This is a genomic window from Wolbachia endosymbiont (group B) of Ischnura elegans, assembly GCF_947251585.1.
Classification (GTDB): domain Bacteria; phylum Pseudomonadota; class Alphaproteobacteria; order Rickettsiales; family Anaplasmataceae; genus Wolbachia.
This window is the reverse complement of the sequence record NZ_OX366371.1, coordinates 1,569,227-1,592,449: the sequence shown is the minus strand read 5'-3', so window position 1 is coordinate 1,592,449 and position 23,223 is coordinate 1,569,227. Positions and strand designations below refer to the sequence as shown.

At 34.5% G+C, this 23,223-nt stretch carries 18 protein-coding genes, 1 tRNA gene and 5 pseudogenes; 19 read left to right on the top strand and 5 right to left on the bottom strand.

Annotation, left to right across the window (positions count from 1 at the left end; genetic code table 11):
- Positions 1-64: 64 nt before the first annotated feature.
- Together OPR58_RS08145 and OPR58_RS08140 are read right to left on the bottom strand one after the other, a co-directional pair.
- The gene (locus tag OPR58_RS08145; protein ID WP_265022426.1) at positions 65-937 is read right to left on the bottom strand and encodes an IS982 family transposase; all 873 of its coding nucleotides are present in this window, start codon (positions 935-937) and stop codon (positions 65-67) included.
- A gap of 115 nt (positions 938-1,052) precedes the next feature.
- Complete coding sequence (locus OPR58_RS08140) at positions 1,053-2,495, bottom strand: replicative DNA helicase (protein WP_139686507.1); 1,443 nt, start codon at positions 2,493-2,495, stop codon at positions 1,053-1,055.
- A gap of 102 nt (positions 2,496-2,597) precedes the next feature.
- Here OPR58_RS08140 and OPR58_RS08135 point away from each other — a divergent pair.
- The 10 genes and pseudogenes from OPR58_RS08135 to OPR58_RS08090 all read left to right on the top strand — a co-directional run bounded on the left by OPR58_RS08135 (position 2,598) and on the right by OPR58_RS08090 (position 11,404).
- Positions 2,598-2,680: transfer RNA gene (locus OPR58_RS08135), tRNA-Leu, on the top strand.
- 22 nt (positions 2,681-2,702) lie between these two features.
- The gene (locus OPR58_RS08130) at positions 2,703-3,320 is read left to right on the top strand and encodes an RDD family protein (RefSeq protein ID WP_265022425.1); all 618 of its coding nucleotides are present in this window, start codon (positions 2,703-2,705) and stop codon (positions 3,318-3,320) included.
- 66 nt (positions 3,321-3,386) lie between these two features.
- Positions 3,387-4,014, top strand: a pseudogene (locus OPR58_RS08125) (IS6 family transposase).
- A gap of 183 nt (positions 4,015-4,197) precedes the next feature.
- Entirely contained in the window at positions 4,198-4,476 is a 279-nt protein-coding gene (locus OPR58_RS08120) for a YggT family protein (protein WP_265022424.1), read from the top strand.
- Positions 4,477-6,585, top strand: coding sequence for an FtsK/SpoIIIE family DNA translocase (locus OPR58_RS08115; protein ID WP_265022423.1), 2,109 nt, complete (start codon positions 4,477-4,479; stop codon positions 6,583-6,585).
- A 120-nt stretch (positions 6,586-6,705) separates the two neighbouring features.
- Positions 6,706-7,326: a hypothetical protein gene (locus tag OPR58_RS08110; protein ID WP_265022422.1), complete on the top strand. Its 621-nt coding sequence runs from the start codon at positions 6,706-6,708 to the stop codon at positions 7,324-7,326.
- Between the two features lie 176 nt (positions 7,327-7,502).
- On the top strand, positions 7,503-8,138 hold the full coding sequence (locus OPR58_RS08105) for a TRP75-related protein (protein ID WP_265023188.1): 636 nt from the start codon (positions 7,503-7,505) through the stop codon (positions 8,136-8,138).
- 16 nt (positions 8,139-8,154) lie between these two features.
- Positions 8,155-9,435 (top strand): flavodoxin-dependent (E)-4-hydroxy-3-methylbut-2-enyl-diphosphate synthase, encoded by a 1,281-nt coding sequence (gene ispG, locus OPR58_RS08100; protein ID WP_265022421.1) that lies wholly within the window; start codon positions 8,155-8,157, stop codon positions 9,433-9,435.
- Positions 9,436-9,685: 250 nt separating this feature from the next.
- Positions 9,686-10,891 carry an ankyrin repeat domain-containing protein gene (locus OPR58_RS08095; RefSeq protein WP_265022420.1) on the top strand — a complete coding sequence of 402 codons (1,206 nt, stop codon included), beginning with the start codon at positions 9,686-9,688 and terminating at the stop codon, positions 10,889-10,891.
- A 17-nt stretch (positions 10,892-10,908) separates the two neighbouring features.
- A pseudogene (locus tag OPR58_RS08090) lies at positions 10,909-11,404 on the top strand (transposase).
- A 19-nt stretch (positions 11,405-11,423) separates the two neighbouring features.
- On the opposite strand, the pseudogene OPR58_RS08085 reads toward OPR58_RS08090, so the two are convergent.
- Positions 11,424-12,542, bottom strand: a pseudogene (locus tag OPR58_RS08085) (IS256 family transposase).
- 287 nt (positions 12,543-12,829) lie between these two features.
- Complete coding sequence (locus tag OPR58_RS08080; RefSeq protein WP_265022419.1) at positions 12,830-13,144, bottom strand: hypothetical protein; 315 nt, start codon at positions 13,142-13,144, stop codon at positions 12,830-12,832.
- 166 nt (positions 13,145-13,310) lie between these two features.
- Between OPR58_RS08080 and gap the strand changes: the two genes are divergently transcribed.
- The 7 genes and pseudogenes from gap to OPR58_RS08050 all read left to right on the top strand — a co-directional run bounded on the left by gap (position 13,311) and on the right by OPR58_RS08050 (position 19,136).
- On the top strand, positions 13,311-14,282 hold the full coding sequence (gene gap, locus OPR58_RS08075; RefSeq protein WP_019236363.1) for a type I glyceraldehyde-3-phosphate dehydrogenase: 972 nt from the start codon (positions 13,311-13,313) through the stop codon (positions 14,280-14,282).
- 3 nt (positions 14,283-14,285) lie between these two features.
- Positions 14,286-15,044, top strand: a complete 759-nt coding sequence (gene tatC / locus OPR58_RS08070) for a twin-arginine translocase subunit TatC (protein WP_010401503.1) — start codon at positions 14,286-14,288, stop codon at positions 15,042-15,044.
- A 155-nt stretch (positions 15,045-15,199) separates the two neighbouring features.
- Positions 15,200-16,177, top strand: coding sequence for a magnesium transporter (locus OPR58_RS08065; RefSeq protein WP_265022418.1), 978 nt, complete (start codon positions 15,200-15,202; stop codon positions 16,175-16,177).
- 190 nt (positions 16,178-16,367) lie between these two features.
- Positions 16,368-16,520: pseudogene (locus tag OPR58_RS11325) on the top strand (IS630-like element ISWpi11 family transposase); the annotation flags it as partial.
- Positions 16,521-16,649: 129 nt separating this feature from the next.
- The gene (locus OPR58_RS08060; RefSeq protein ID WP_265022417.1) at positions 16,650-16,919 is read left to right on the top strand and encodes a hypothetical protein; all 270 of its coding nucleotides are present in this window, start codon (positions 16,650-16,652) and stop codon (positions 16,917-16,919) included.
- A gap of 262 nt (positions 16,920-17,181) precedes the next feature.
- On the top strand, positions 17,182-18,366 hold the full coding sequence (locus OPR58_RS08055) for a hypothetical protein (RefSeq protein ID WP_265022416.1): 1,185 nt from the start codon (positions 17,182-17,184) through the stop codon (positions 18,364-18,366).
- Positions 18,367-18,508: 142 nt separating this feature from the next.
- Positions 18,509-19,136: pseudogene (locus OPR58_RS08050) on the top strand (IS6 family transposase).
- A 128-nt stretch (positions 19,137-19,264) separates the two neighbouring features.
- Here the strand turns inward: OPR58_RS08050 and OPR58_RS08045 are convergent.
- Positions 19,265-20,224: an IS5 family transposase gene (locus OPR58_RS08045; RefSeq protein ID WP_265022212.1), complete on the bottom strand. Its 960-nt coding sequence runs from the start codon at positions 20,222-20,224 to the stop codon at positions 19,265-19,267.
- A 94-nt stretch (positions 20,225-20,318) separates the two neighbouring features.
- On the opposite strand from OPR58_RS08045, the gene OPR58_RS08040 reads away from it, so the two are divergent.
- Together OPR58_RS08040 and clpB are read left to right on the top strand one after the other, a co-directional pair.
- Positions 20,319-20,447, top strand: a complete 129-nt coding sequence (locus OPR58_RS08040; RefSeq protein ID WP_265022415.1) for a hypothetical protein — start codon at positions 20,319-20,321, stop codon at positions 20,445-20,447.
- A gap of 206 nt (positions 20,448-20,653) precedes the next feature.
- On the top strand, positions 20,654-23,212 hold the full coding sequence (gene clpB / locus OPR58_RS08035) for an ATP-dependent chaperone ClpB (RefSeq protein WP_265022414.1): 2,559 nt from the start codon (positions 20,654-20,656) through the stop codon (positions 23,210-23,212).
- Positions 23,213-23,223 lie beyond the last annotated feature (11 nt).

Sequence of the window (23,223 nt, the reverse complement as noted above, 5' to 3'; positions counted from 1 at the left end):
TTTCACGATAGCTACTTAATTTGGCACGTATGGTTTGTTAAACACTTCCAACCCCAGTTATGGATTAACCAACACAGTAAGGCTTAGAAATAGAAGGCTTTTTTGACTGCATGGAGTAGGAAATCAGAACAGAAAAAACATGAATTAGGAAATTTGTTGGCGATCTGTGTCTTGTGTGCTCAATCTCAAATTTGTTTTTCAAGGAGTCGAAAACAGTCTCAACAATCGATCTTTTCCTTAGTAAAATCTTCTCTTTCAGCGAAATCAGTGCGTTTTTCATACCTTTTTTCACTTTAGTGACGAGTTTTAGACCTCTATCGAAGAGTTTCTCAAAGAGCTCTTTCTTTATATAGCCCTTATCTCCAAACAAAAGTCCAGTTAGTTTTTTGGTTAGAGTTGGCACAGATTTTCTGTCGTCAACGTTACCTCTAGTTAGAGTAAGTGCTTGAATTTCTCCAATTTCGTTAATCACCAAGTGCAACTTGAAGCCAAAAAACCAACCGTACGTGCTCTTACTAATTTCTGCTAAACCATCAAAAACTTTGTTACTAGAGATCCTTTTTTTGTGGCAAACGGCAATCGTAGAGGTGTCGATGTAGGAAGTACCGGTCATTTTCGCTTGTTCACAGAACCATTGCAAAAGTAATGCTAAATACCACAAAACTCGCGGCTTTAAGGCAATAAATCTGTGATATGAAGGCAGCTTTGAAAACTCTGATCTATAGAATAACTGAAGATAACAAAGATAAAAAGCCTTGAAGTTTTTACATGGTGATTTATGGTATAACAGGATTATGGTTAGAATTTCTGAGTGCGCTATTTCTGTTACTCTGGTTGGTTTTTTGCCTTTTGATAAGAACCTATTTGCAAAATTATCATCTACCGCACGACAAAAATCCTCGACGCAACAGTACAGTTCTGTAATATCTTTCTTCATGGGTAACCTCTTATTATTACTAAAATACTCGAGTTTACCCTGTTTCCCCCTTCTTAGTTCTACTTTTATCTATTTTCTAATCCATAACTGGGGTTTCCAGAATTACTCAAAACCGCTACAGACTATATCTTTCTGTATAATCTTTAAATGCACCTCTATTGGAGTCAAAATGTAGTTTCACACTACCAATTGGCCCGTTTCTTTGTTTTGCAATGATCAGTTCTGCAATATTTCTAATTTTCTCCATTTTCTCTTGCCACTCTCGATGTTTATTACTTCCTTCATTTGGTTGCTTTCTTAATTCATAATATTCTTCTCTATAAAGGAACATTACTATATCCGCATCCTGCTCTATGCTTCCTGAATCACGTAAATCAGAAAGTTGTGGTTTTTTATCATCCCTTTGCTCAACAGAACGAGAGAGCTGTGATAGTGCAACAATGGGAATATTTAGTTCCTTTGCAATTGCTTTTAAACCCTGCGTCACTTCTGAGATTTCTTGCACTCTATTTTCACTACTCCTTTTTGTTGTTCCTCGAATTAACTGCAGATAATCGATAAAGACCAACTCTACATTATATAGTTGATAGAGAAGACGTATTCTGGTACGAAGAGCACTAATTGATAACGCAGGAGTGTCATCTATGATGAAAGGTAATTCGGATAGATCTGTACTAGCATTAATGAATTCGTGTAATTCAAAATCACTAATTCTCCCAGTCAGTGCCTTATAATAACCAATGCCTGAATCTATAGTAATCAATCTTGCGGTCAATTGCTCTGCTGACATTTCAAGTGAAAAGAATGCTACATAATGTTGTTTATCTGTTCTTTTTTGCAAAATCTTACAAGCATTAAGTGCGATGTTCAGCGCCAATGCTGTCTTTCCCATTGAGGGCCTTGCAGCTATAATTAACAGATCAGATTTCTGCAAACCACCAAGAAGCTGGTTTAGGTCTTGAAGTCCGGTTGTAATACCTAGAGCCTCTGGGTTATTCTTCAGCTTGCTGATCTTCTCAACCACATCTTTAATTGAACTTGCAAGCTTTATATATGTCTTATCACCTTGCTTTTTTACTGCTAAGTTGAACAACTTTGTCATTGCCTGCTCAATTTGTACCTGTGCAGGATTTTCAATGTCGTAGTTGTAACTATCGTCAACTATCTCCTGTCCGAGCTTGATTAAGCATCTCCTTAAATAAGTATCACGGATTATTCTGGTCAAGCTATAGATGTCAAGCGCAATGCTTGCCTTTGCTGCAAGTTTTGCTAGGTACTCAACTCCACCACATTCGGCAAATGCTTTATCATTCTCGAAAAACATCTTGAGGCTCAGTTCATTAGCAACTATACCGTGTTTTCTGGTTTTAGATATCTGGGTAAAAATGCTTTGATGTAGTGGATCATAGAAATTATCTGCTGCAATTATATCTTCGACTGCATCACAAATTCTATTATCACGAACCATTGCACCAATGAGCATTTGCTCTGCTTCTAAATTGTGTGGCAATTTACATATTTCTTCTCTTGAATCAATAAGATTGGCTAATTCATTCATTTTAATTTTTCAGAGTAATGATTGATTATTGTAGAATATTCAGTCCTTACTTGAAAGAGAAAAAATTTGACTAATCCTGTGTTGCTTATAGCATTAAAGTAGGCCCCTGTGGTGGAATGGTAGACACGGCAGACTCAAAATCTGTTGCTTGCAAAAGCATGCTGGTTCAAGTCCGGCCAGGGGCACTCAAATATTGGAAAATGCTTTATGTTACACAAGTTTTTTAATCGTTTATTTTCCATTCTTTCTTCGATAAATGCTATTCAAAGGGTAAAGAAAGATGAAAATGGAATATGTTACGTAACAGGACTTAGACGCTATTTGTCAGTGCTGCTTGATTTAATTATCATCGTTTTGTTCTTGCAGCTTTGCGGCCAAGCCTTAAGCCAACTCTTCATGAACTCAGAGAGCAGTAAAATATTAGGCCAAATTGCTGCGAAATATCAGATGCAAACACCATTATCTGAAGAGGAAACAGCAATGCAGAGTAAACTAATCAAGTTACTAGTTCTAAATCAGATAGTTCAATTTATTATGCTTTTTAGTTATGTAGCATATATGTGGATAAGATTTGGCGCTACACCTGGAAAGTTATTACTTGGACTCAGAGTTGTAAATGCACAAACTTTTGAAAAATTGACTCTAAAACAAGCAATAAAGAGGTTTTTTTCCTTTATATTGTCAACTTCACCACTATTCTTAGGTTTCATATGGGCAAGCTTCGACAAACGTTGCCAAACTTGGCACGATAAGATTGCAGGCACAGTAGTTGTAACAAGTAAAAGTCTTAGATGTATGGTCTCAGAACATAATAGAGTGGATTAAGGGTTCTGTCGCATTTGTAGGGAAGTAGAAAGAAGAATGATATAATTGTCTAAAAAAAAAGCAAAGATGTTTCGTATCAATCAAAAATTGTTGCCATATTTCAAAGGATTTAGCTTTTCAGCGGATGTTATCTGTATACATGAAATGTCGATTCTCTTTGAGCTATCGAGATTTGGAAGAAATGATGAGTATAAGGGAAGCAAAATGCTACGTTACAAAGGTGGGTTATCACCACTGATAGATGAGGCAGTAAGGAAAAGAAAGAAGCAGGTTGGTAGTAGTTGGAGAGACTTACATTAAATTAAACGGTAAATGGGTTTATTTATATACTGTAGACTTCCTCTTGTGTGTTAGTAGAGACAAGTCTGCAGCACTTGCATTCTTTCGTAAAGCCTTCAGGAGTAACTATCTTCCTGAGAAAATTGTAATTGATAAAAGCGGCAGTAATACTGCTGCTCTTGATGATTTGAATGCAGAAATTTCTGAAGATTACAGTCCTTCAAATAAAATATCTAAATAATATTGTTGATAGATTTATCAAAAAACTAATAAAGCCAATGCTTGGGTTTAAAAGCTTCCATTCCGCAAAGATTACCATCACAGGCATAGAAAATATTCGTATGATTCAAAAAAGACAAATTATTAAAATAATGTTTCTACTTTTGAGAATTTTGCTATGTTAATGGCTTCATAACTCCTATAATCCCACCTTTAATGATCTTCTTTCCTATGGTTTATAGATGCGACAGAACCGACATATCAGTTGATAAACAGACTAATCAGTTATTGTTTACACCTGTTTCAGCATAAAAATTATTGTAAGACTTGATTTTATACATATCACTACACATAATAGGTTTTAGTATAAATTAGTAATATGCATCCAATCATATACTTGCTTAACCTGTTACTTGATCTTTACAGCTTCGTTCTAATATGCTCAGTTGCTCTCGATTTGTTGATTAAATTGAATGTAGTTAACATGTATAATGAGATTGTAAGCAGCATAATGCAAACTTTAAACAGACTTACCCATCCTCCACTAAAGGTTATCAGAAGGTATATACAACCATTCAATGGATTAGATTTATCCGTGATGATATTGATAATAGCAATTCACTTTGTAAAATATACAATTACTTATTACTTTAAGTAGATGTTAAAAAAACAGCTAAAATCAGTGATATACTTGTCACTATTAATGTGTATATATATATCGGTTTTTAGCTATAATTATAAAGATCAATCCTTAAACACATCTACAAATGAGGAAGTAACAAATTTAGGTGGAATAGTAGGTTCATATTTAGCTGATATATTAGTTCAATTTTTTGGACTCGCTAGTATTACAATAGCTACAACCATAGTTTACTTTTTGATATCAAAAAGGCTGCTGAAAATTCTCTATTTAATATTAATCAATTTAGGAATATGTGCTACATTAGCGCAACTTTCGCTCGGTATCACTACTAGGTACATGCACAGTGGAATAGTCGGCAATACTCTAATTGGCCACTGCCCGTTTTACATATTCACAGTAGTAGCATCAATAGGTATTGTAGGATTGATTGGTTGGAAGAGAACGGTTTATTCTTTGCTTTTCCTATGTAAAAAAATATTTTCCCTTTTTACAAAGGTTCTGTTTTTCAGGTTACGTAAAACTACTGATTATTCAATAGCACCATTAGTAATAGAGGGAAAATATAGAACCACTAGACAACAACCAAAAGAAAGACAGAAAAAAGCTACCGAAGAGATTGTTAAACCACCTTCTAGCGAGTTTGAGTTTCCAAGCATTCACTTACTTTCTAAAGTAGAAGAATCTATGCAGAGAAAACAGTTGAATGCATTAGAGAGCAATAAGAATTTATCTCTGCTCGAACAGGTGCTGAGTGATTTTGGCGTGCAAGGAAAAATTATAAGTGTATGTTATGGACCGGTTGTGACTTTATACAAACTTGAACCACAAGCAGGTACAAAATCTGCAAGAGTGATTGGTCTTGCAGATGATATTGCACGTTCAATGAGTGCACTCTCTGCACGTATTTCAATAATTCGTGGACAAAATGCCATGGGGATAGAATTGCCGAATAAAGAGCGAGAGATTGTGATGCTACGTGATTTACTTGAATCGCCAGAATACCAAAATGCAAACTTAAATCTTCCAATTGCGCTTGGCAAGGAAATAAGCGGAAAACCTGTTATTGCAGATCTGACTAAAATGCCCCACTTGCTTGTTGCCGGGACTACGGGGTCAGGAAAATCAGTTGCGATTAACACGATGATTCTATCGCTCGTTTATCGATTAAGTCCTGATGAATGCAAGATGATAATGATCGACCCCAAAATGCTCGAGCTTTCAATATATGATGCAATACCGCATCTAATAACGCCAGTGGTAACAGAGCCAAAAAAAGCTGTTATTGCTCTTAAGTGGATAGTGAAAGAGATGGAAAATCGCTATCGCATGATGTCATATTTAAATGTGCGCAATGTAATAAACTATAATCAAAAAATTACAGAAGCGATGAATAGCGGAATAGAGTTGGAGCGCGTTGTACAGATTGGCTTTAACTCAACAACGGGTAAACCTTTATTTGAAAAAATACCACTTAAAATGGAGACATTTCCGTATATTGTGGTGATCGTAGATGAAATGGCAGATTTAATGCTTGTTGCTGGCAAAGATATAGAATGCTCTATTCAACGTTTAGCTCAGATGGCTCGTGCTGCAGGAATACACATCATAATGGCAACACAACGCCCATCTGTAGATGTGATAACAGGTGTGATAAAAGCAAACTTTCCAACGAGAATTAGTTTTGCTGTTACTTCTAAGATAGATAGCCGTACAATACTTGGTGAACAAGGGGCCGAACAGTTACTCGGTATGGGTGATATGCTTTATATGGCCTCTGGTGGTAAGATTATTCGAGTTCACGGTCCATTTGTAAGTGATGATGAGGTGCAAAATATAGTTGATCATCTGAAAACGCAAGGTGAGCCAAACTACATGGAGGAAATCACTCAAGAAGATGAAAATTCTTTCGCGGAATCAGAAGGTGAAACAGAAGATGAAGAGAACGATCTATACAAGCAAGCAGTGGCCATCATTCAGAGAGATCAAAAGGTTTCAACTAGTTACATTCAAAGGCAACTTAGAATAGGCTATAACAGAGCTGCAAATATTGTTGAAAGAATGGAGAAAGAAGGTATCGTCAGTGCTCCGAGTTACTCAGGAAAGAGAGAGATATTGGTAGAATAATCGCTAACTTAAACCAAGGAAAGTTATTTTAAGATCAATGTATAGTGATAGTTAATTTAATAATAATTTAAACATTGGGAATGTAAAATTATAATATATTAATTAGCTAGGGGGTTAAAAATGGGTATAACCAAATTTGTATTCGGTTTTGATAAATCAGATGTGAAAGCATTGCAGGAAAGTCAACTAGGTGATGCTGCGCAATTCCAAAATATATCTGATTTGTTAGGAAAATTGAAAAAAGATCAACAAGTTGATGCTGAGCAGTTTGAAAAAGTTTTTGGTGCATTAAAAGAATGGCAAGAAGCTCAAAATATTGATGCTAAACAGTTTGAAGAGGTATTTAGTGCATTAAAAGAGTGGCAAGAAGCTCAAAAGATAGATGTTGAGCAGTTTGAAAAAGTTTTTGGTGCATTAGAAGACAAGATTGGTACTGAGCAGTTTCAAGCTATGCAAGAGCACTTAAGCGGCTTGCAAGAAAAATTTACAGGCTTAGAAGAAAAAGTAGAAACATTTGCAGACATGGTAGGGGGACAAGAACAAGCAATACTAACTTGTGCCATAGTCAGTGCTGTTGCTGTAATAGCGGTAACTAGTTTTGTTGCATTCTGTATCTATCAGGGAGTTAAGCTTGATAAAGAGAAGAAAAACGACTTGTCTCAAGATATGCCAAGCGGAAAGTTTAATAATGTGAATGATACCGGAAAACTGAAGAATAACTTACAGCAAGGAAGAGTGTAATGCTCTTCTTGAAAGGGTGTTACGTAAAATTTGTAACACCTTAAATTTCCTTTAGATTATGTAGGTTTTGGTAGTAAATTTTTTAGAAAGATGTTTGTATTATAAAGTTGGTAGAGATTCTGATTTACTTGAAGTTTGTTAATTGGTATCTTTTAAAGCACAATATTCACTATAGTATGCTTAAGATCTTTTCTAAAGTTTTATTTATATTAATACTTTTGGTTTCTAGTTTCTTTACTGTACATAATGTTGAAGCTAAGTCTAAAGTGAAGCTTAGTAAAAGGTACATACCTCCTGGTAATCCTGGTGGTACAAATTTTCATGCAGATGAGGAATTTGCTGATTCATATAAACTATATGAAAAGCGTAGGGAGATTCTCAAGAAAAGAAAGTTACAAGGTCAAACTAATGTTAACGTAAATAAAGAAGATCTAATCAAAAAATTAAAAGAAAAAAAAATTGCTAGCCTTGATAACGAGCCAAACAACGTGGGAGCTTGCATAGTTGAAGATGGGGAGGATGCTATGATCAATCAGCATGGTATTAATCTTGCACGTTTAAAGGGTGCTGTATTTATAGATCAAGAGCCAGTTTCTCAGTATGAAAGTAAGCAGCATAAAAGTGAACAACAAAAAGGGAAAAAAGTTACTTCAACACGAGAAAAAAAAGTTTCCCCTATAAATGTTACTATAAAAGAAACTCCATCAAGAAGAACGTGCTCTCATGATTCTATTACTGATCTAAATAGAACACCACAGCATAGTTTAAATGGTTCAAGTTCATTTGGCAGTGTAGTTGACACAGTAAAATAGTGTCACGATTAATAATATGCTAGATAGAGAACTGACATTGAGTGATGATGCATATGAGTCATCGCCGGTTTCCAGGCATAAAACTCATACTGTAAAAGTTGGACAAGTGAAGATAGGTGGAAATAATCCTATAGTTGTTCAATCCATGGCACTTGGTGCACATATAGATTCTGACAACATAAAAAGCAGTGCTCAGAAATATGCAAAAGAAGTAATAGAACTAGCTCATGCAGGTTCAGAGTTGGTGCGAATTGCTTTGAACTCAGAGGAAGTAGCAAAAGCAATACCTTATATAGTAGAGGAAATAAATAAAGAAGGCTTTGATGGTAAGATATTAGTAGGCTGTGGACAATATGAGCTCTACAGGCTGATTCAGGATTATCCAGACAACATTAAAATTCTGGGTAAAATTAGGATAAATCCAGGTAATATAGGCTTTGGTGATAAACGTGATGAAAAATTTGAAAAAATTATAGAGTATGCAATAACGCATGATCTTCCTGTCAGAATTGGAGTAAATTGGGGTAGTCTTGATAAGTACCTTTCACAAAAATTAATGGATGAAAACTCCTTGTCTAGTAATCCAAAAACTTCTGATGTTATATTACGTAAGACGCTTGTAATGTCTGCTCTTGGTAGTGCAAAAAAAGCTGAAAAGATTGGCCTTAATGCAGAGAAAATAATCATTTCATGTAAAGTCAGTAGAGTGCAAGATTTAATTTTAGTTTATACTGCACTTGCAAAATCTTCCAATTATGCGCTGCATTTGGGTTTAACCGAAGCTGGTATGGGTAATAAAGGCATAATAAATACCACAGCAGGGCTTACTTATTTATTGCAAAATGGTATTGGAGACACTATCCGGGCTTCTTTAACTCAGCGCCCTGGTGAATCACGCACTAATGAGGTGGTAGTATGTCAGGAAATACTGCAGTCTATAGGTTTGCGCTACTTTAACCCTCAGGTGAGTTCATGTCCTGGTTGTGGACGCACAAGTAGCGATCGTTTTCGTATATTAACTAAGGAAGTAAATGGCTACATAAAAACTCATATGCCGATATGGAAGAAAAATAATCCTGGTGTAGAGTATATGAAAGTTGCTGTTATGGGATGCATAGTAAATGGTCCTGGAGAGAGCAAACATGCAAATCTGGGGATCAGCCTGCCTGGGTATGGAGAAAAACCTGTTTCAGCAGTCTACAAAGACGGCAAATATTTCAAAACTTTACAAGGTGATAATATTTTTGAAGAATTTAAGGAAATTATTAGTGATTATGTGGAGAAGCATTACACATAAGCCTTTCACGAGTTTGTACTTAGACTACATTCTGTTTAGTGAACGTCAAATGAGACAATAAAGAACGTAAATTTAAAAAATAGATAATAGGGTTTCTTCTGCCTTTTTTTTATATGGTAAATTTCTTAATATTTAGATTGGCCCGGAGTAGTATAGAGATGTTATTCCAGTATCAAGGACTGAAGTTTCCTGATCTACAATATTTGTACAGTTATGAAATAGATGCAATTTGACATAAAAGCTTTACTTTTTGAAATTTTGGGTTACGTTTAATTTAACATATTTCAGTGGGGAATTTATTGTAAGTAGAAAGGAAGCTTTAAAAATATTAGGTTTTGAATCAAGCGATGTGCCCAGTGAACAAGAAATTAAATCAGCGTATAGAAAATTAGCCTTGAAATATCATCCTGATAAACATTCAGAAGCTGTAAAGAAACAAAATGAGGAGAAATTTAAAAAGCTAGGTACTGCATATGAATTTCTCACTAAGGAAAATATAGAAGGGGTTAAAAATCTAACTGACGGAAATTTAAATGGAATTAATTCGCCTGAAGATTTGAGGTTTTACTTAAGTAGGGCTCTCTACAATCAGGATATAAAGTTTCTTGAAAAGCTTTTTTCCAAATTCAAAAGCAGTAAAGATGGAAGATTTGGTGATTACATCAATGAAGAACTTATTTGTATTTACTTCCCATTATCTATTGCTTTAATGCAAGCTAAAGATTCAAGAAATTATAGTATTTTGAAACTTCTTTTAGAAAATGGTGCTGATCCTAATATAAAGCTATTCCATAATGAAGCTTCGTTATACTATTATATGGTTCTCGACGACAGCAGAATTGTAGAGTTATTGTTACAATATGGTGCTGATCCTAATATGTTAGATAGAAATGGTAAAAGTCCGTTGTTTGAAGCGTTTTTGTGTGATGATGATCATATTATGGAAATACTTTTGAAATATGGTGCTAATCCTAATATGTTAGATGAAAATGGTCGAGGTCCATTATATCAAGCAATCAATTGTGACAACGATAAACGCGAAAAATATGTAGAGTTGCTTCTAAAGTATGGTGCAGATCCTAATCAGAAGGTTAATGGCTCCAGAGTTATAGAGTATGCTCCATATTCCATTAATAATGGTATAATGAATTGGATTAAAACGCTTACTTTGCCATACGGTAACAATGATAAAGTTAAAAGGTTGATGGCTGAGTACGGTGGAGTTGATAGACGTTATCTACGTGATCAAACGATACTGACTTGTTGTTGCTTAACAGTAGCTTCTGCTACTTTTTTTAGTATAGCTTCTCCTTGGTGTTATATACCAACAGCAATATTTGCACTTGCCGCGTGTTTTTTCATTAAAAATGCTGTACATGCTGCATTTTTTGCAAAAGAACCTTCTACTGAGTTTACCGAAGCTAGAGCTTGTCCAGAGATTAGTAAAAGGCTATAATATCTAAAGTTTTAGTGCTGGGTAAAGATGAGAAAAAGCATCCAGCAGACCTAAGTCAAAGGGAATGGACAAGAATAGAAAGCTACTCCAGAGTATCATACAGGAAAGGAGGAAGGTCGTCAAAGTATAGCAAAAGAGAAATATTAGAAGCAATTTTCTATGTATTGTGTATAGGTGTAAATGGCGGTATTTACTATGTGATGGGATACCAAGGAGAAAATTTAAATCATATAAAGGAAGAATATGGTATGGATATTGAGATTGTCAAAAGGCCTTCATGTAGGTTCTAAGTCAACAAAGACACACCGCCTTAGCTACTACCAATTAGGGGTTTAAAGTACAGCCAAGAAGGTGGGTTGTAGAAAGGACTTTTGCTTTAGGAATAGAAGACTATCGAAAGAATAAGATTTACTCACTGAAAATTTCATATATCTGGCTATGAGTAGAGTTATGTTAAGGAGAGAAATATGCTTGAGTTTATCAATTCCCGGACAAGTTGGGAGTGTTAAATAAACTGTGTCAAATCGCATTTTTAGTTCAACTCGATTTTTAACCTACCAGGAAAAAAGATATCAAGTTGAGAGATAGTTAAAGCCCAATCATGTATAGGCATAGTCCATTTCTCTCCTGCCTTCTTTATAGCACAATATACCTGTTTATACAAGGCATTTGTGCTGGTAAATGAGCCCTTAGTTTTAGTAAATTTTCTGATCTGTCTATGTAACCCTTCAATAGGATTTGTGGTATAAATTAACTTTCTTACAGGGCCGGAATATTTAAAATAACTAGACAGATTTTCCCAATTATTCTCCCAAAACTAAAGTATATTTTTCTCCCCATTTTTCCTCCAGTTCAAGTAAATAATTCTCGGCTATTTCTCTACTTGATATGTTTTTTTCAAATCATTCATGAAAACTTTTGCTCGATACATATTTCAGTGAATTTCTTATCTGATGTACTATACATTTCTGCTTTAGGAAATACGCTATTTATAGCTGTAGGAAAGCTTTTTAACACAAGCTATCAGAATATCATCTACTCCTCTCTCTTTTAGGTCATTTAGTACTCCCAACCAGAACTTCACTTTCAGCCAAATAAAAACCCAAAACTTCTTTTCTGCCATTTTGCTAATATGTTATACATACATTTGCTTACACAATGCCCGTCCTCCTTGACCTTAAAAAACCATGAACACTATTGGATATACAGATTGCAGCGGACGACTGCGCCATTCGTTGATTACCGGTAACAATTTGTCAGTAATACTTGATATCTCTGCTGCAGATATTTTATATTTCTTCTACATGCGATGCTATATCCCATGCCACTGGCATATGTACTTAAAACCTTTGCTTCAAGTTCGGTTGTTTGCCTTTTTCTGACTACTTGTGGCTCGAAACTTCCTTCTCTATCTCTTGGTGTCAATAGTTCAAATACTTGTCCGTAAAGTCTTTGAATTTCTTCGGTTGTTTTCTTCGCTTTCAGCCGACAAATGGTTTTCTATCTCGCCTTCCCTCTAGCAGTTTTTTATAAATGGTGTTAATGCTCCATCTCTTCCTGTCAATGGTCTTCCTTCTCGTATAGATGAGAAGATATTTGTTTCTAATTCTTTATAGTCTACCAAACCGGTAGTTGTGTTTGCTTGACTCATTGTCAAACCTCCATTTTTTTATCAATTTATTACTTTACTTCTCGGTTTGACACAGTTTATTTAACCATACGCGTCAAGTTAAGGAAATATCGTGAAATATAGCAACATTTGAGATGGGCATTTTATTTGTTACATTTATTTTTTTAGGGAGTTCTTATCTAGAAGAAGATGATTTTTTCAGAAGAATCTATAAATTAATAACTTTATTACTTAATATATAAAATAGTTTTTTTTCGTTTCCTTTCTTCCTTATACCACTTTTCCTTAACTTGACGCGTATGGTTTATTTAACACTCCCGCATTTCCAAATTTTGTGAAGATTCAAATTCTTCTTGCATATCCAGTATGTCTTCTATTACTTGCTGATCTTCATCTCTTTCTTCTAATTGAAATGCTGCTGCTTCTTGAGGTGTTTCTAGCAGTTTTTTTAATATTTCTGTGCGCAGTTTCTCTGGTATTGATTTCCACTGTAGCATTACTAGCATTTCATTGTGCAGCACTGACATTTTCTGTAGTGTTTTCACTTTTTCTGACAGTCCTTTATTTTCTTTTTGCAATGCTTCTATTTTTCTTTGCTGATACTGATTATCTGAATTTGTCATTGGTAATCCATGCATAACCTACTCCAAGTTAAAATTTAGATATTATTAATTAAGTGATACAGTTTCTTTAGTCAATCAATATATTATAACATTAGGATTAACATCTAAAAGAATAGAATGAAATATCAGGCAATATCCTCTATAATTAAACTTTTAAGATGGAAAAATGACAATTCGTGTAGGAATTAATGGTCTTGGTAGAATAGGCAGAAGTGTATTGCGTGCTATTTTTGAAGTAGAAAACTATAGCGAGCAAATAGAAGTTGTGGCGGTAAATGGGTCGCTCAGTGCTGAGCAGCATGCACATTTGATTAAATATGACTCTGTTCATGGCAAATTTAACGGCGATATTGATTTTAACGAGTCTGAAAATTGGCTATCTATAAATGGCAGGAAATTTTCTTTATATAGAGAACGTAGCCCTGAAAATATTCCTTGGAATGTTGATGTAGTGCTTGAATGCACTGGTGCATTCAACAAGCGTGCGGAAGCAGCAAAGCATAATGCAGAGAGAGTAATTGTCTCTGCTCCAGTTTCAGATGCTGATGTAACTGTAGTTTACGGCGTAAATAACGATATGCTAAAAAAGGAGCATAAAGTGATCTCAGCAGGTTCTTGTACTACAAACTGTCTGGCTCCGATTGTACACGTTTTACACTCCAATTTAGGTATAAAAAGCGGTTTTATGACCACTATACATGCCTATACGAATGATCAAAATATTCTTGATGGCAACCATAGAGACTTACGTAGGGCAAGAGCTTGTGGCCTTTCTATGGTGCCAACTACAACTGGAGCAGCAAAAACAATTGGTTCTGTCATTCCTCAGTTAAAGGGTAAGCTAGATGGTACTGCTATTAGAGTTCCGGTTAGCAACGTTTCTATGGTTGATTTTAAATTTACGACTGATAAGAAGGTAACAGCTGGAGAAATAAATGAAATGTTTAAGAATTCAGCAAATCATGTGCTTTCCGTATGTAACGAGCCTTTAGTTTCAATAGACTTTGTCCATAACCCTTATAGTGCAATTGTGGATTTAGCTGGTACATATGTCACAGGTGATATCTGTAGAGTTGCAGCGTGGTACGATAATGAATGGGCTTTTTCACTGAGAATGTTAGATATAGCTTTATTGTAAAGTATGAACGAAAACTCACAAAAATATGCTTCATTTTATGAGCACTTTGCGGAACTTAGAAAAAGGGTTATTTTTTGCTTTCTATTTTTTTGTGTTACCTTCGGGTTTTGTTACTACTTTAAAGAAAATATATACCGCTTTTTACTTGCACCTTTAATAGAAGTTACAAAAGATAGCAATGATTTTTCTCTAATCTATACAGACTTAACAGAAGCGTTTTTTGTATATCTCAGGGTTGCAATAATGAGTGCACTGTTGTTTTCTTTTCCTGTGTTTGCATGGCAATTCTATATGTTTCTAGCACCTGGCTTATATAAAAGAGAAAGGGCAGTGTTATTGCCATACTTAATTGCAACACCGGTTTTGTTTGTAACGGGAGCCGCTGTAGTTTACTACTACATATTTCCCCTAGCCTGGAAATTTTTTATTGCTTTTGAACATAGCGGTAAATCTTTCGGTATACCAATAGAGTTTATGCCATCAGTTAGTGAATATTTAGACCTTGTTCTTCAATTCATGTTTGCGTTTGGTACTGCATTTCAAATTCCAGTCATACTAACCTTAATGGTGAGAGTAGGGCTAATCACTGCACAAAGTTTGTCAAATAAACGTAGAATTGCGATAGTAGTAATTTTCATTATTGCTGCAATCTTAACTCCACCTGATGTACTAAGCCAAGTAGGGCTTGCAATTCCAATGTTGGTATTATATGAGCTGTCTATTCTGATATGTAGATATATTGAGAAGAAAGCAAAGGATTGAATTAAGAATATTATTTATAAACAAAGAATGAGCACCGGAGCGCTTTTTCTTGTTTGAGTGTTTTTGGCACCACAGCATTTTATTGATTTATTGACTTGTTTGCTTAAATATATAATAATTAAAGTATATTATTATTTTGAATAGGAGAATTTTATATGCCAAAATATGAAGAGTTAAACGGAACACAACAAGAATTATATGGTAAGTTACAGGCTGCGATGGAAGAACACGAGAATATTATTGATCTTCTTACAGGATTTTCAAAAGAGGATTTGCTGAAAATTCTTACTACTGTGAAATGTATAGAGTTTGAAGATGGTGAAGAACATATTCTAACACCGCTTGGCTGTGCTATAAATCTTATTAATCAGGAAGTTAGTCAGAAAAGTATTAAAGCTATTATAGATGTAGCTCAAGATAATGATATGTTAGAAAAAGTTTTCGCTAGTATAAAAAAAGATCATCTTAACAAAACCAAGAATATTTTAGAAATACTAAAAAATCAAGAGCAAGATGAAGAGCAAAAAGCTAAAATTGATGGTTGGCTAAAAATACTTGCAAAGAGCATATCTAGTTGTGAAAGTAAAGATGATCCTAACAAAATTGAAATGCACGATAGAGTTGAGGAGATATGTAAAAAGCAAGAGCAAGAGGATTGGAAAGTAACCCTTGAAAGGATCGTGCCTAATCACGAAAATAAAGACAAGTGTGAAATATTTTCTAAGATTTTTAACAAGGAGACTTTCAAAGTATCATTAGATCCACAGCGAAATGCTGATATGATAACATTAATTAAAAAGAACCAGCCTGATTACGAAAGTAAAGAACAGTCTTTAGTAGATGAAAGCAGCATACCTAAAACTGAAGGAAATATAACTAAAGATACAGTAAAAACTACTAATAAACCAATAATCATTGGTAGTGTTTGTGGTGCCATAGCTGAATTGGCAGTTGGGTTAGGATTGTATTTTGGTGCTGCATTACCGGTATTGCCTATAATTGGTATAGCTATAGCTGCTGCTGTAGTAGTTGGACTTATTGCTGGTGGTATTACATATGTAATTTCAAAGCCTAGTGAGAATCTAGATAGAGCTAATGTAGAGCAAAGAGTTAGTATAGGGTTAACAGCGTAGTTAAGTAAAAGGAAGAAGTCTATTCTTCCTTTTCTCAAAGTTTTTTTTTGTTGATCATATATTCACAGCATTAAGTTTTATAGGTTGCTGTGTAAAAGATTAGGAAGTAGTTTTGTTAGTGTTGAAAATTATAGCTCTTTTCCTAATAGTGTGAACATGGTGGAATAGGTAAAGTAGCGAAGAGATGTGAATGCCAGTAGCATATAGTTATGATTTAAGGAAAAAAGCATTGGATGTAGGGGAAAGTAGAGCATTTGTAGCCAAGAAGTTTAAAGTTAACATTCTATGAATGGCAAAAAGGTGCAAGAAAATAGGCGATTTTAAATCAAAATGTAGATCCAATAGAGCGTGATTGATATCTTGCTAGTAATAGTGTAACAGCTTTTATTAAGATATTTTTTTGCCATACGGCAGCAATAACAAAATTAGAAAATTGATGGCTGAATATGTTGGCATTGATAAACAGTATATTATGCTTCAAGCAATATTTACTTTAGTAGCTTCTACAACTTTTTTTAGTATAGCTTCTCCTTGGTGCTGTGTACCAACAGCAGTATTTGCACTTGCTACGTGTTTCTTTGTTAAAAATGATGTACATGCTGCATTTTCTGCAAAAGAACTTTCTCCTGAGTTTGCCGAAATTATTACTGAAAAAGTAGTAAATAATGTTGAGCTCAATGCAGAAGACAACTCTCAATCGAGAAGCTATAGCTTTTTTCACAATAATCCGAACGTATCGTAATACGCTACTGGCCTACTATCGACATAAATACATATCTTATCACGTTCGAACTATTATAAGAAAGGCTATACTTGTATGAGACTGTGGTTATATAGCGAAACTAGATTTCACTTTTACACACCTAGATAAGGGGTAACAGCAGACACTAGAATGACGAAATCGTTATTCTGCTAAGTGTTATCGCTGTATATGAACTAAAAAGCTAATATTTACTAGATCTTAATACTTATACCTTATATTTTAATGAAAAGCTGCAATGAGTATGCATGATCCATTTAAAAGTGAGGATTATAAAAAAAATCTTGATTCTCTGATCAAAGCTATAAATCTAGGAAATCCAGAGAAACAATGTTATAAAACAGTAACAGATCTGTCTCATGCTTTAGAGGGTTTTACAGATAAGGCAGAAGATGTAGCTAAGCTTGTTATACGTGATGACTTGAATAATTGTGTAAAGAAGGCAAATAAAAAGCCATTAATTTTTAGGATATTCAATAGAATATTAGGAAGAGATGTTTCGATTAGGAATATAAGTAATTTTATAAAAGATAAATTGCCTCCTTCAACTGCTAGAACAGCAATCGAATATACAGATGTTATTCAAAAAATTTCAGATTTAGAGCGAATAGAAAGAAGTCAAGATAAATATAGGTCATATGGAATAAATTTAGAAAATAGACAGCAAAAGAAAAATCTCTTATATGAGCGAGAAGATTCAGGTTATGGAGGTTCATTAAACGAAGATCCTGAGTATGAAGAAATATCAAATTATCAAGAGGAAAAAAGTAAATCTTTAACAAAAGATTTGCGTAATCTACAATCAATTAAAGAGGAGCCGATTTATGCAACAATCTCTAAAGAACATATAGAAGCAAAAAGAGAACACAGGAAGAAACAACAACTTCAATCTCTTGCACCACCAAAACCACCAAGAGTACCACCAGTACCAGAGAAAATGTTTACTGCCAATCAAAAAATTAGACAAGAACCGAAAAAAGATAAACCTGCAGTACCACCAAAGCCTAAAGATTTAGGCGAAAAAGTAAGCACAGAGCAAAAAATAGTAGTGGAAAAATCAGCTGAGAGTAACCCTATACTACCACTAAAATCTAAAAATCAAGATGGTAAAGAATCAGCAAAAAAAGCTGATGGACCAAAAGTACTAGTAGTTGCTATGAAAAAAGAAGTGACTCGCGAGAGTAGTAAAGTAAAGGCATTAAAAGAAAGATTTGAGCGAAATCAAGTAAAGAACGTGTTGCCTGCTGAAAACAAAACTACTTCAGTAACACAAACGGATATCAGTGTGAAGAGAAAACAATCTCGTTCATTTCCAGTAGGGAATAAAAAATCTTCGATCAACCATCTTGCCAGCAAAAATTTACCTTCCACGAATGTAAGTGTAAAAGAAATGGTTGCACGAATTGAAAAGAGAAAAGATGGAAGATAGTAATATTTTGGTATTTCCCTACTCATGAACATTAGCTCTTATCATAACATTTTTACAGCCATAAGAGGAAGTTTTTCGGTTCTGTCGCATTTGTAGGGAAGTAGAAAGAAGAATGATATAATTGTCTAAAAAAAAAGCAAAGATGTTTCGTATCAATCAAAAATTGTTGCCATATTTCAAAGGATTTAGCTTTTCAGCGGATGTTATCTGTATACATGAAATGTCGATTCTCTTTGAGCTATCGAGATTTGGAAGAAATGATGAGTATAAGGGAAGCAAAATGCTACGTTACAAAGGTGGGTTATCACCACTGATAGATGAGGCAGTAAGGAAAAGAAAGAAGCAGGTTGGTAGTAGTTGGAGAGACTTACATTAAATTAAACGGTAAATGGGTTTATTTATATACTGTAGACTTCCTCTTGTGTGTTAGTAGAGACAAGTCTGCAGCACTTGCATTCTTTCGTAAAGCCTTCAGGAGTAACTATCTTCCTGAGAAAATTGTAATTGATAAAAGCGGCAGTAATACTGCTGCTCTTGATGATTTGAATGCAGAAATTTCTGAAGATTACAGTCCTTCAAATAAAATATCTAAATAATATTGTTGATAGATTTATCAAAAAACTAATAAAGCCAATGCTTGGGTTTAAAAGCTTCCATTCCGCAAAGATTACCATCACAGGCATAGAAAATATTCGTATGATTCAAAAAAGACAAATTATTAAAATAATGTTTCTACTTTTGAGAATTTTGCTATGTTAATGGCTTCATAACTCCTATAATCCCACCTTTAATGATCTTCTTTCCTATGGTTTATAGATGCGACAGAACCTAAAATATACCCTGTATTCCAGGTTGGCTTTGTTGCATAGCACTGATAGGCATGTAAATCACAATGAACTTACGCAGCTAATTTAAATTTAGCCATACCAATATCAGTAAATTTGTTCAGTAAGTAGCACTTAATTAACAGCTCTTTTTCACGATTTACCTCTGATTTATTTTTCAAGCCAAACCCAAATATTTGCTTCAACCTATAGAAAAAGACTTCAATATAAGACCGTGCTCCATACTTAACTTTTTTCTTCCATTCATTAATACCATCTTCATAATTCTCATATGACCTAATTCTACTAATATACTTGTTTCTTTCTGATAAGTAGTCAGCTAAACAAATTTTAGTATCCTTCCTAGGGCGAATAATAGGCACAATATTGTATTTTCTGCATTCTTTATACACACTTTTTATATCATAAGCCGCATCTGCTCGAATAGAACAAATGTTATATTTATCACTGACTTCTTCTAACATATCGCAGACCGGCAAATAGTCTACAGCAACACCACTAGTGTAGTTCATGCTTATTGCTTTCTTATCATTTATGTTTAAAATAACATGTAATTTTCTTACTTGACCATAACCACTGTATTTTCTTTTTCGAATATTAAGCTTACTATGCCCACCGTTATTATTGTAGATACTAACTCTAGTGCTATCTACGGCAATTTCAACATTTTCCAGATCATCTTTATTGCTTCTATGGTCATCAATCTTCAAATTAAGCTTTTTAAATCTTCTGGAAGCTTGTGTATAGCTGATAATCTTAAGTTTTTTGCCTATTTGTACCATATAACCTTTTACAAAACCTACAGCTTGTCTCAAGCCAATTCTAAAAAGATGAACTATTATGTGTATTAAAATTACAACTTTATCACTATAAGTGTTATTGCCACCTGCAACTTTTGGACTATTTTCATACCAATTTTCTATGGCTTGATTAACAAAATGAAAAACATTTCCTCTTTTTTTTAGAAACTCATTATATTCTCTTTGGTTACTTACTCTCATTTTTTGTGGCATAAGTTATACTTGTTTGAAAAATGCCTATTTTACAACAAAATGCGTTAGTAACCATAAGCTTTTCTCCTTACAATAACCTCAACCAACACTAGCTATGCAACAAAGCCTTCCAGGTTTGATTATGTCTGGAACAAGCCTAACGCCATTCTTTATTTCTTGTACTATAGAAATTGTTGTTAAGTTCTTTATGTTAAAATCATTGATATTCATTGCTCTTTTATAAAAAAATTAAGCTATATGCTTTATATCTTAACATTAGTTTAGTTTTAAAACAAATTAATATTTTAATATAAGTTTTCTCTTTTGTAGAGAATCTTCTTTTTCTTGTTTTGTATGAACTTAGAAAATTTTTATTGATGAATGACTTTAAGTTTAAAATTGAGAAAGTAGTTGTTATATATACTAGCAAGTATGAGTTAAATTTGTATTATGGACTTGAATAAATTTACCGAAAAAGCAAAAAGCCTAATCCAGAGCGCTCAAATGAAAGCATTGGGAGCTGGGCATCAGATTTTTATGCCTGAACATTTACTTAAAGTAATGCTTGAAGATGAGTCAGGTTTAGTTCAGGATTTGATAGGCGCTTGTGGTGAAAATGTTCAGAATATTTCTGATGCTGTGAGTAGTGCAATTAAAAAGTTTCCAGTGGTTGGAGGACCAGGTAGTGGTGGACTTCAGCTTTCAAGAGAGGTAGCAAAAGTTTTTGATGATTCAATTGGTATTGCGAGGAGAAATAAAGACACATTTGTTACTGTTGAGCGGTTACTGCAGGGCCTTGCTGCACAAAAAGATGAAATTGTAGGTAAAATTTTAGCAGAAGGTGGTGTAACACCGCAAAAATTAAATTCAGTTATTGCAGAAATGAGAAAAGGTGGCAGTGCAGACTCTCCAAATAGCGAGGAAAAATTAAATGCGGCAAAGAGGTATACAAAAGATATTACAGAGCTTGCTATGCAAGGTAAGCTTGATCCTGTAATTGGTCGTGATGAGGAAATCAGAAGAACTATGCAGGTATCGTTGAGGCGAACAAAAAATAATCCAGTACTGATAGGTGAACCTGGTGTTGGAAAAACTGCAATAGTTGAAGGTTTAGCAAACAGAATTGTTGCAAATGATGTACCACTTGGTTTGCGTGATGCAAAAGTTTTAGCTTTGGATCTAGGTGCGTTAATTGCTGGAACAAAATTCAGAGGAGAATTCGAAGAAAGATTAAAAGCAGTAATCAATGATATTTCAAAAGCAGAAGGGAAAGTTATCTTATTTATAGATGAGCTTCATACTTTAGTTGGAGCAGGAGCAACAAGTGGTGCAATGGACGCTTCAAATTTGTTAAAGCCTGCTCTTGCGCGTGGAGAAATTCGCTGTATAGGAGCTACAACTTTAGATGAGTATCGTCAACATATAGAGAAAGATCCTGCGCTTGCAAGGCGTTTTCAGCCTGTGTTTATTTCTCAACCAACTGAAACTGATACTATTTCAATACTGAGAGGTTTGAAGGAGAGATATGAGGTGCATCATGGTATTAGAATCACAGATGGTGCAATAATTGCTGCTGCAACGCTTTCTAATAGATATATAACAGATAGATTTTTACCTGATAAAGCGATTGATTTAATTGATGAGGCAGCAAGCAGAGTAAGAATTGAGATGGATAGCAAACCTGAGGTTATTGACGAACTTGAGAGAAAGATTATACAACTAAAAATTGAATCAGAGGCTTTGAAAAAAGAAAGTGATGAAAACTCTAAGCAACGTTTAAAAAAGATAAATGAGGAAATTGAGAGTCTAAACAGTAAATTTGCTGACTTAAGCAGTAAATGGCAGATGGAAAAGAATAAGATAGCTAAAATACAAGAAACAGCTGAAAAATTGGATAACTCGAGAAAAGAGTTGGAACTGGCTCAGCGTAATGGAAATTTAGGAAGGGCAGGGGAATTGATGTATGGTGTGATTCCTCAACTTGAAAATGAGTTAAAAAATCAGGAAAAAGTTACTGATAGTTTCCTAAAGAAAGAAGTTACTGAGAGTGATATTGCAAATATTGTTTCAAAATGGACAGGCATTCCAGTTGATAACATGATACATAGTGAAAAGGAAAAGCTCCTTAACATGGAAAATGAAATAGGAAAAAGAGTAATAGGGCAGAGAGATGCAATTGAAGCGATAAGTAATGCAGTAAGGCGCTCCCGCTCTGGTGTTCAGGATACTAATCGACCTTTTGGTTCATTTTTATTCTTAGGTCCAACCGGAGTTGGAAAAACAGAGTTGGCAAAATCCCTTGCCGAATTTTTGTTTGATGATCAATCAGCACTTCTACGCTTTGATATGTCAGAATATATGGAAAAACACTCCGTTTCAAAGTTAATTGGTGCGCCTCCAGGATATGTTGGCTATGAACAAGGTGGCAGGTTAACTGAGGCAGTAAGGAGAAGACCATATCAGGTAATTTTGTTTGATGAGATAGAAAAGGCAAATCCAGATATATTTAATATATTGCTGCAGATCTTGGATGAAGGCAGGCTCACCGATAGCCACGGTAAATTGATTGATTTTCGCAATACCATACTGATTCTAACTTCTAACCTTGGTGCTGAGGTGATGCTAAGAGGAGCTACCGAATCTGTGAATGAGGTGATGAAAATAGTTAAGTCAGCGTTTCGTCCAGAATTTTTAAATAGACTGGATGAAATTATTATATTCCACAGCTTAACCAAAGATGACATTGATAAAATTATAGATGTTCAATTCTCTTATTTACAAAAGATGCTTGCTAAGCGTAAACTGAGTATTAGTTTATCGCAAGAAGCTAAAGAACTAATAGCACAAACTGGATATGACCCTGAATATGGAGCGCGGCCTCTGAAAAGGGTAATACAAGAATGCATTCAAAATAATCTAGCTAAGTTAGTTTTATCGGGGGAAATAGTAGAAGGAGATGAGCTAATAGTGTATACTTCTGGTAACGAAATCTTAGTTAAAAAGATCTAGATTCGCTGTGT

Coding starts and splice junctions, on each gene's coding strand:
- OPR58_RS08140 (WP_139686507.1), bottom strand. CDS start 2,495: ATGAATGAATTAGCCAATCTTATTGATTCAAGAGAAGAAATATGTAAA.
- OPR58_RS08120 (WP_265022424.1), top strand. CDS start 4,198: ATGCATCCAATCATATACTTGCTTAACCTGTTACTTGATCTTTACAGC.
- OPR58_RS08055 (WP_265022416.1), top strand. CDS start 17,182: ATGCATGATCCATTTAAAAGTGAGGATTATAAAAAAAATCTTGATTCT.
- clpB (WP_265022414.1), top strand. CDS start 20,654: ATGGACTTGAATAAATTTACCGAAAAAGCAAAAAGCCTAATCCAGAGC.
- OPR58_RS08110 (WP_265022422.1), top strand. CDS start 6,706: ATGGGTATAACCAAATTTGTATTCGGTTTTGATAAATCAGATGTGAAA.
- OPR58_RS08115 (WP_265022423.1), top strand. CDS start 4,477: ATGTTAAAAAAACAGCTAAAATCAGTGATATACTTGTCACTATTAATG.
- OPR58_RS08060 (WP_265022417.1), top strand. CDS start 16,650: ATGCTTCAAGCAATATTTACTTTAGTAGCTTCTACAACTTTTTTTAGT.
- OPR58_RS08080 (WP_265022419.1), bottom strand. CDS start 13,144: ATGACAAATTCAGATAATCAGTATCAGCAAAGAAAAATAGAAGCATTG.
- OPR58_RS08130 (WP_265022425.1), top strand. CDS start 2,703: ATGTTACACAAGTTTTTTAATCGTTTATTTTCCATTCTTTCTTCGATA.
- ispG (WP_265022421.1), top strand. CDS start 8,155: ATGCTAGATAGAGAACTGACATTGAGTGATGATGCATATGAGTCATCG.
- OPR58_RS08105 (WP_265023188.1), top strand. CDS start 7,503: ATGCTTAAGATCTTTTCTAAAGTTTTATTTATATTAATACTTTTGGTT.
- OPR58_RS08040 (WP_265022415.1), top strand. CDS start 20,319: ATGCAACAAAGCCTTCCAGGTTTGATTATGTCTGGAACAAGCCTAACG.
- gap (WP_019236363.1), top strand. CDS start 13,311: ATGACAATTCGTGTAGGAATTAATGGTCTTGGTAGAATAGGCAGAAGT.
- OPR58_RS08145 (WP_265022426.1), bottom strand. CDS start 937: ATGAAGAAAGATATTACAGAACTGTACTGTTGCGTCGAGGATTTTTGT.
- OPR58_RS08065 (WP_265022418.1), top strand. CDS start 15,200: ATGCCAAAATATGAAGAGTTAAACGGAACACAACAAGAATTATATGGT.
- OPR58_RS08045 (WP_265022212.1), bottom strand. CDS start 20,224: ATGCCACAAAAAATGAGAGTAAGTAACCAAAGAGAATATAATGAGTTT.
- tatC (WP_010401503.1), top strand. CDS start 14,286: ATGAACGAAAACTCACAAAAATATGCTTCATTTTATGAGCACTTTGCG.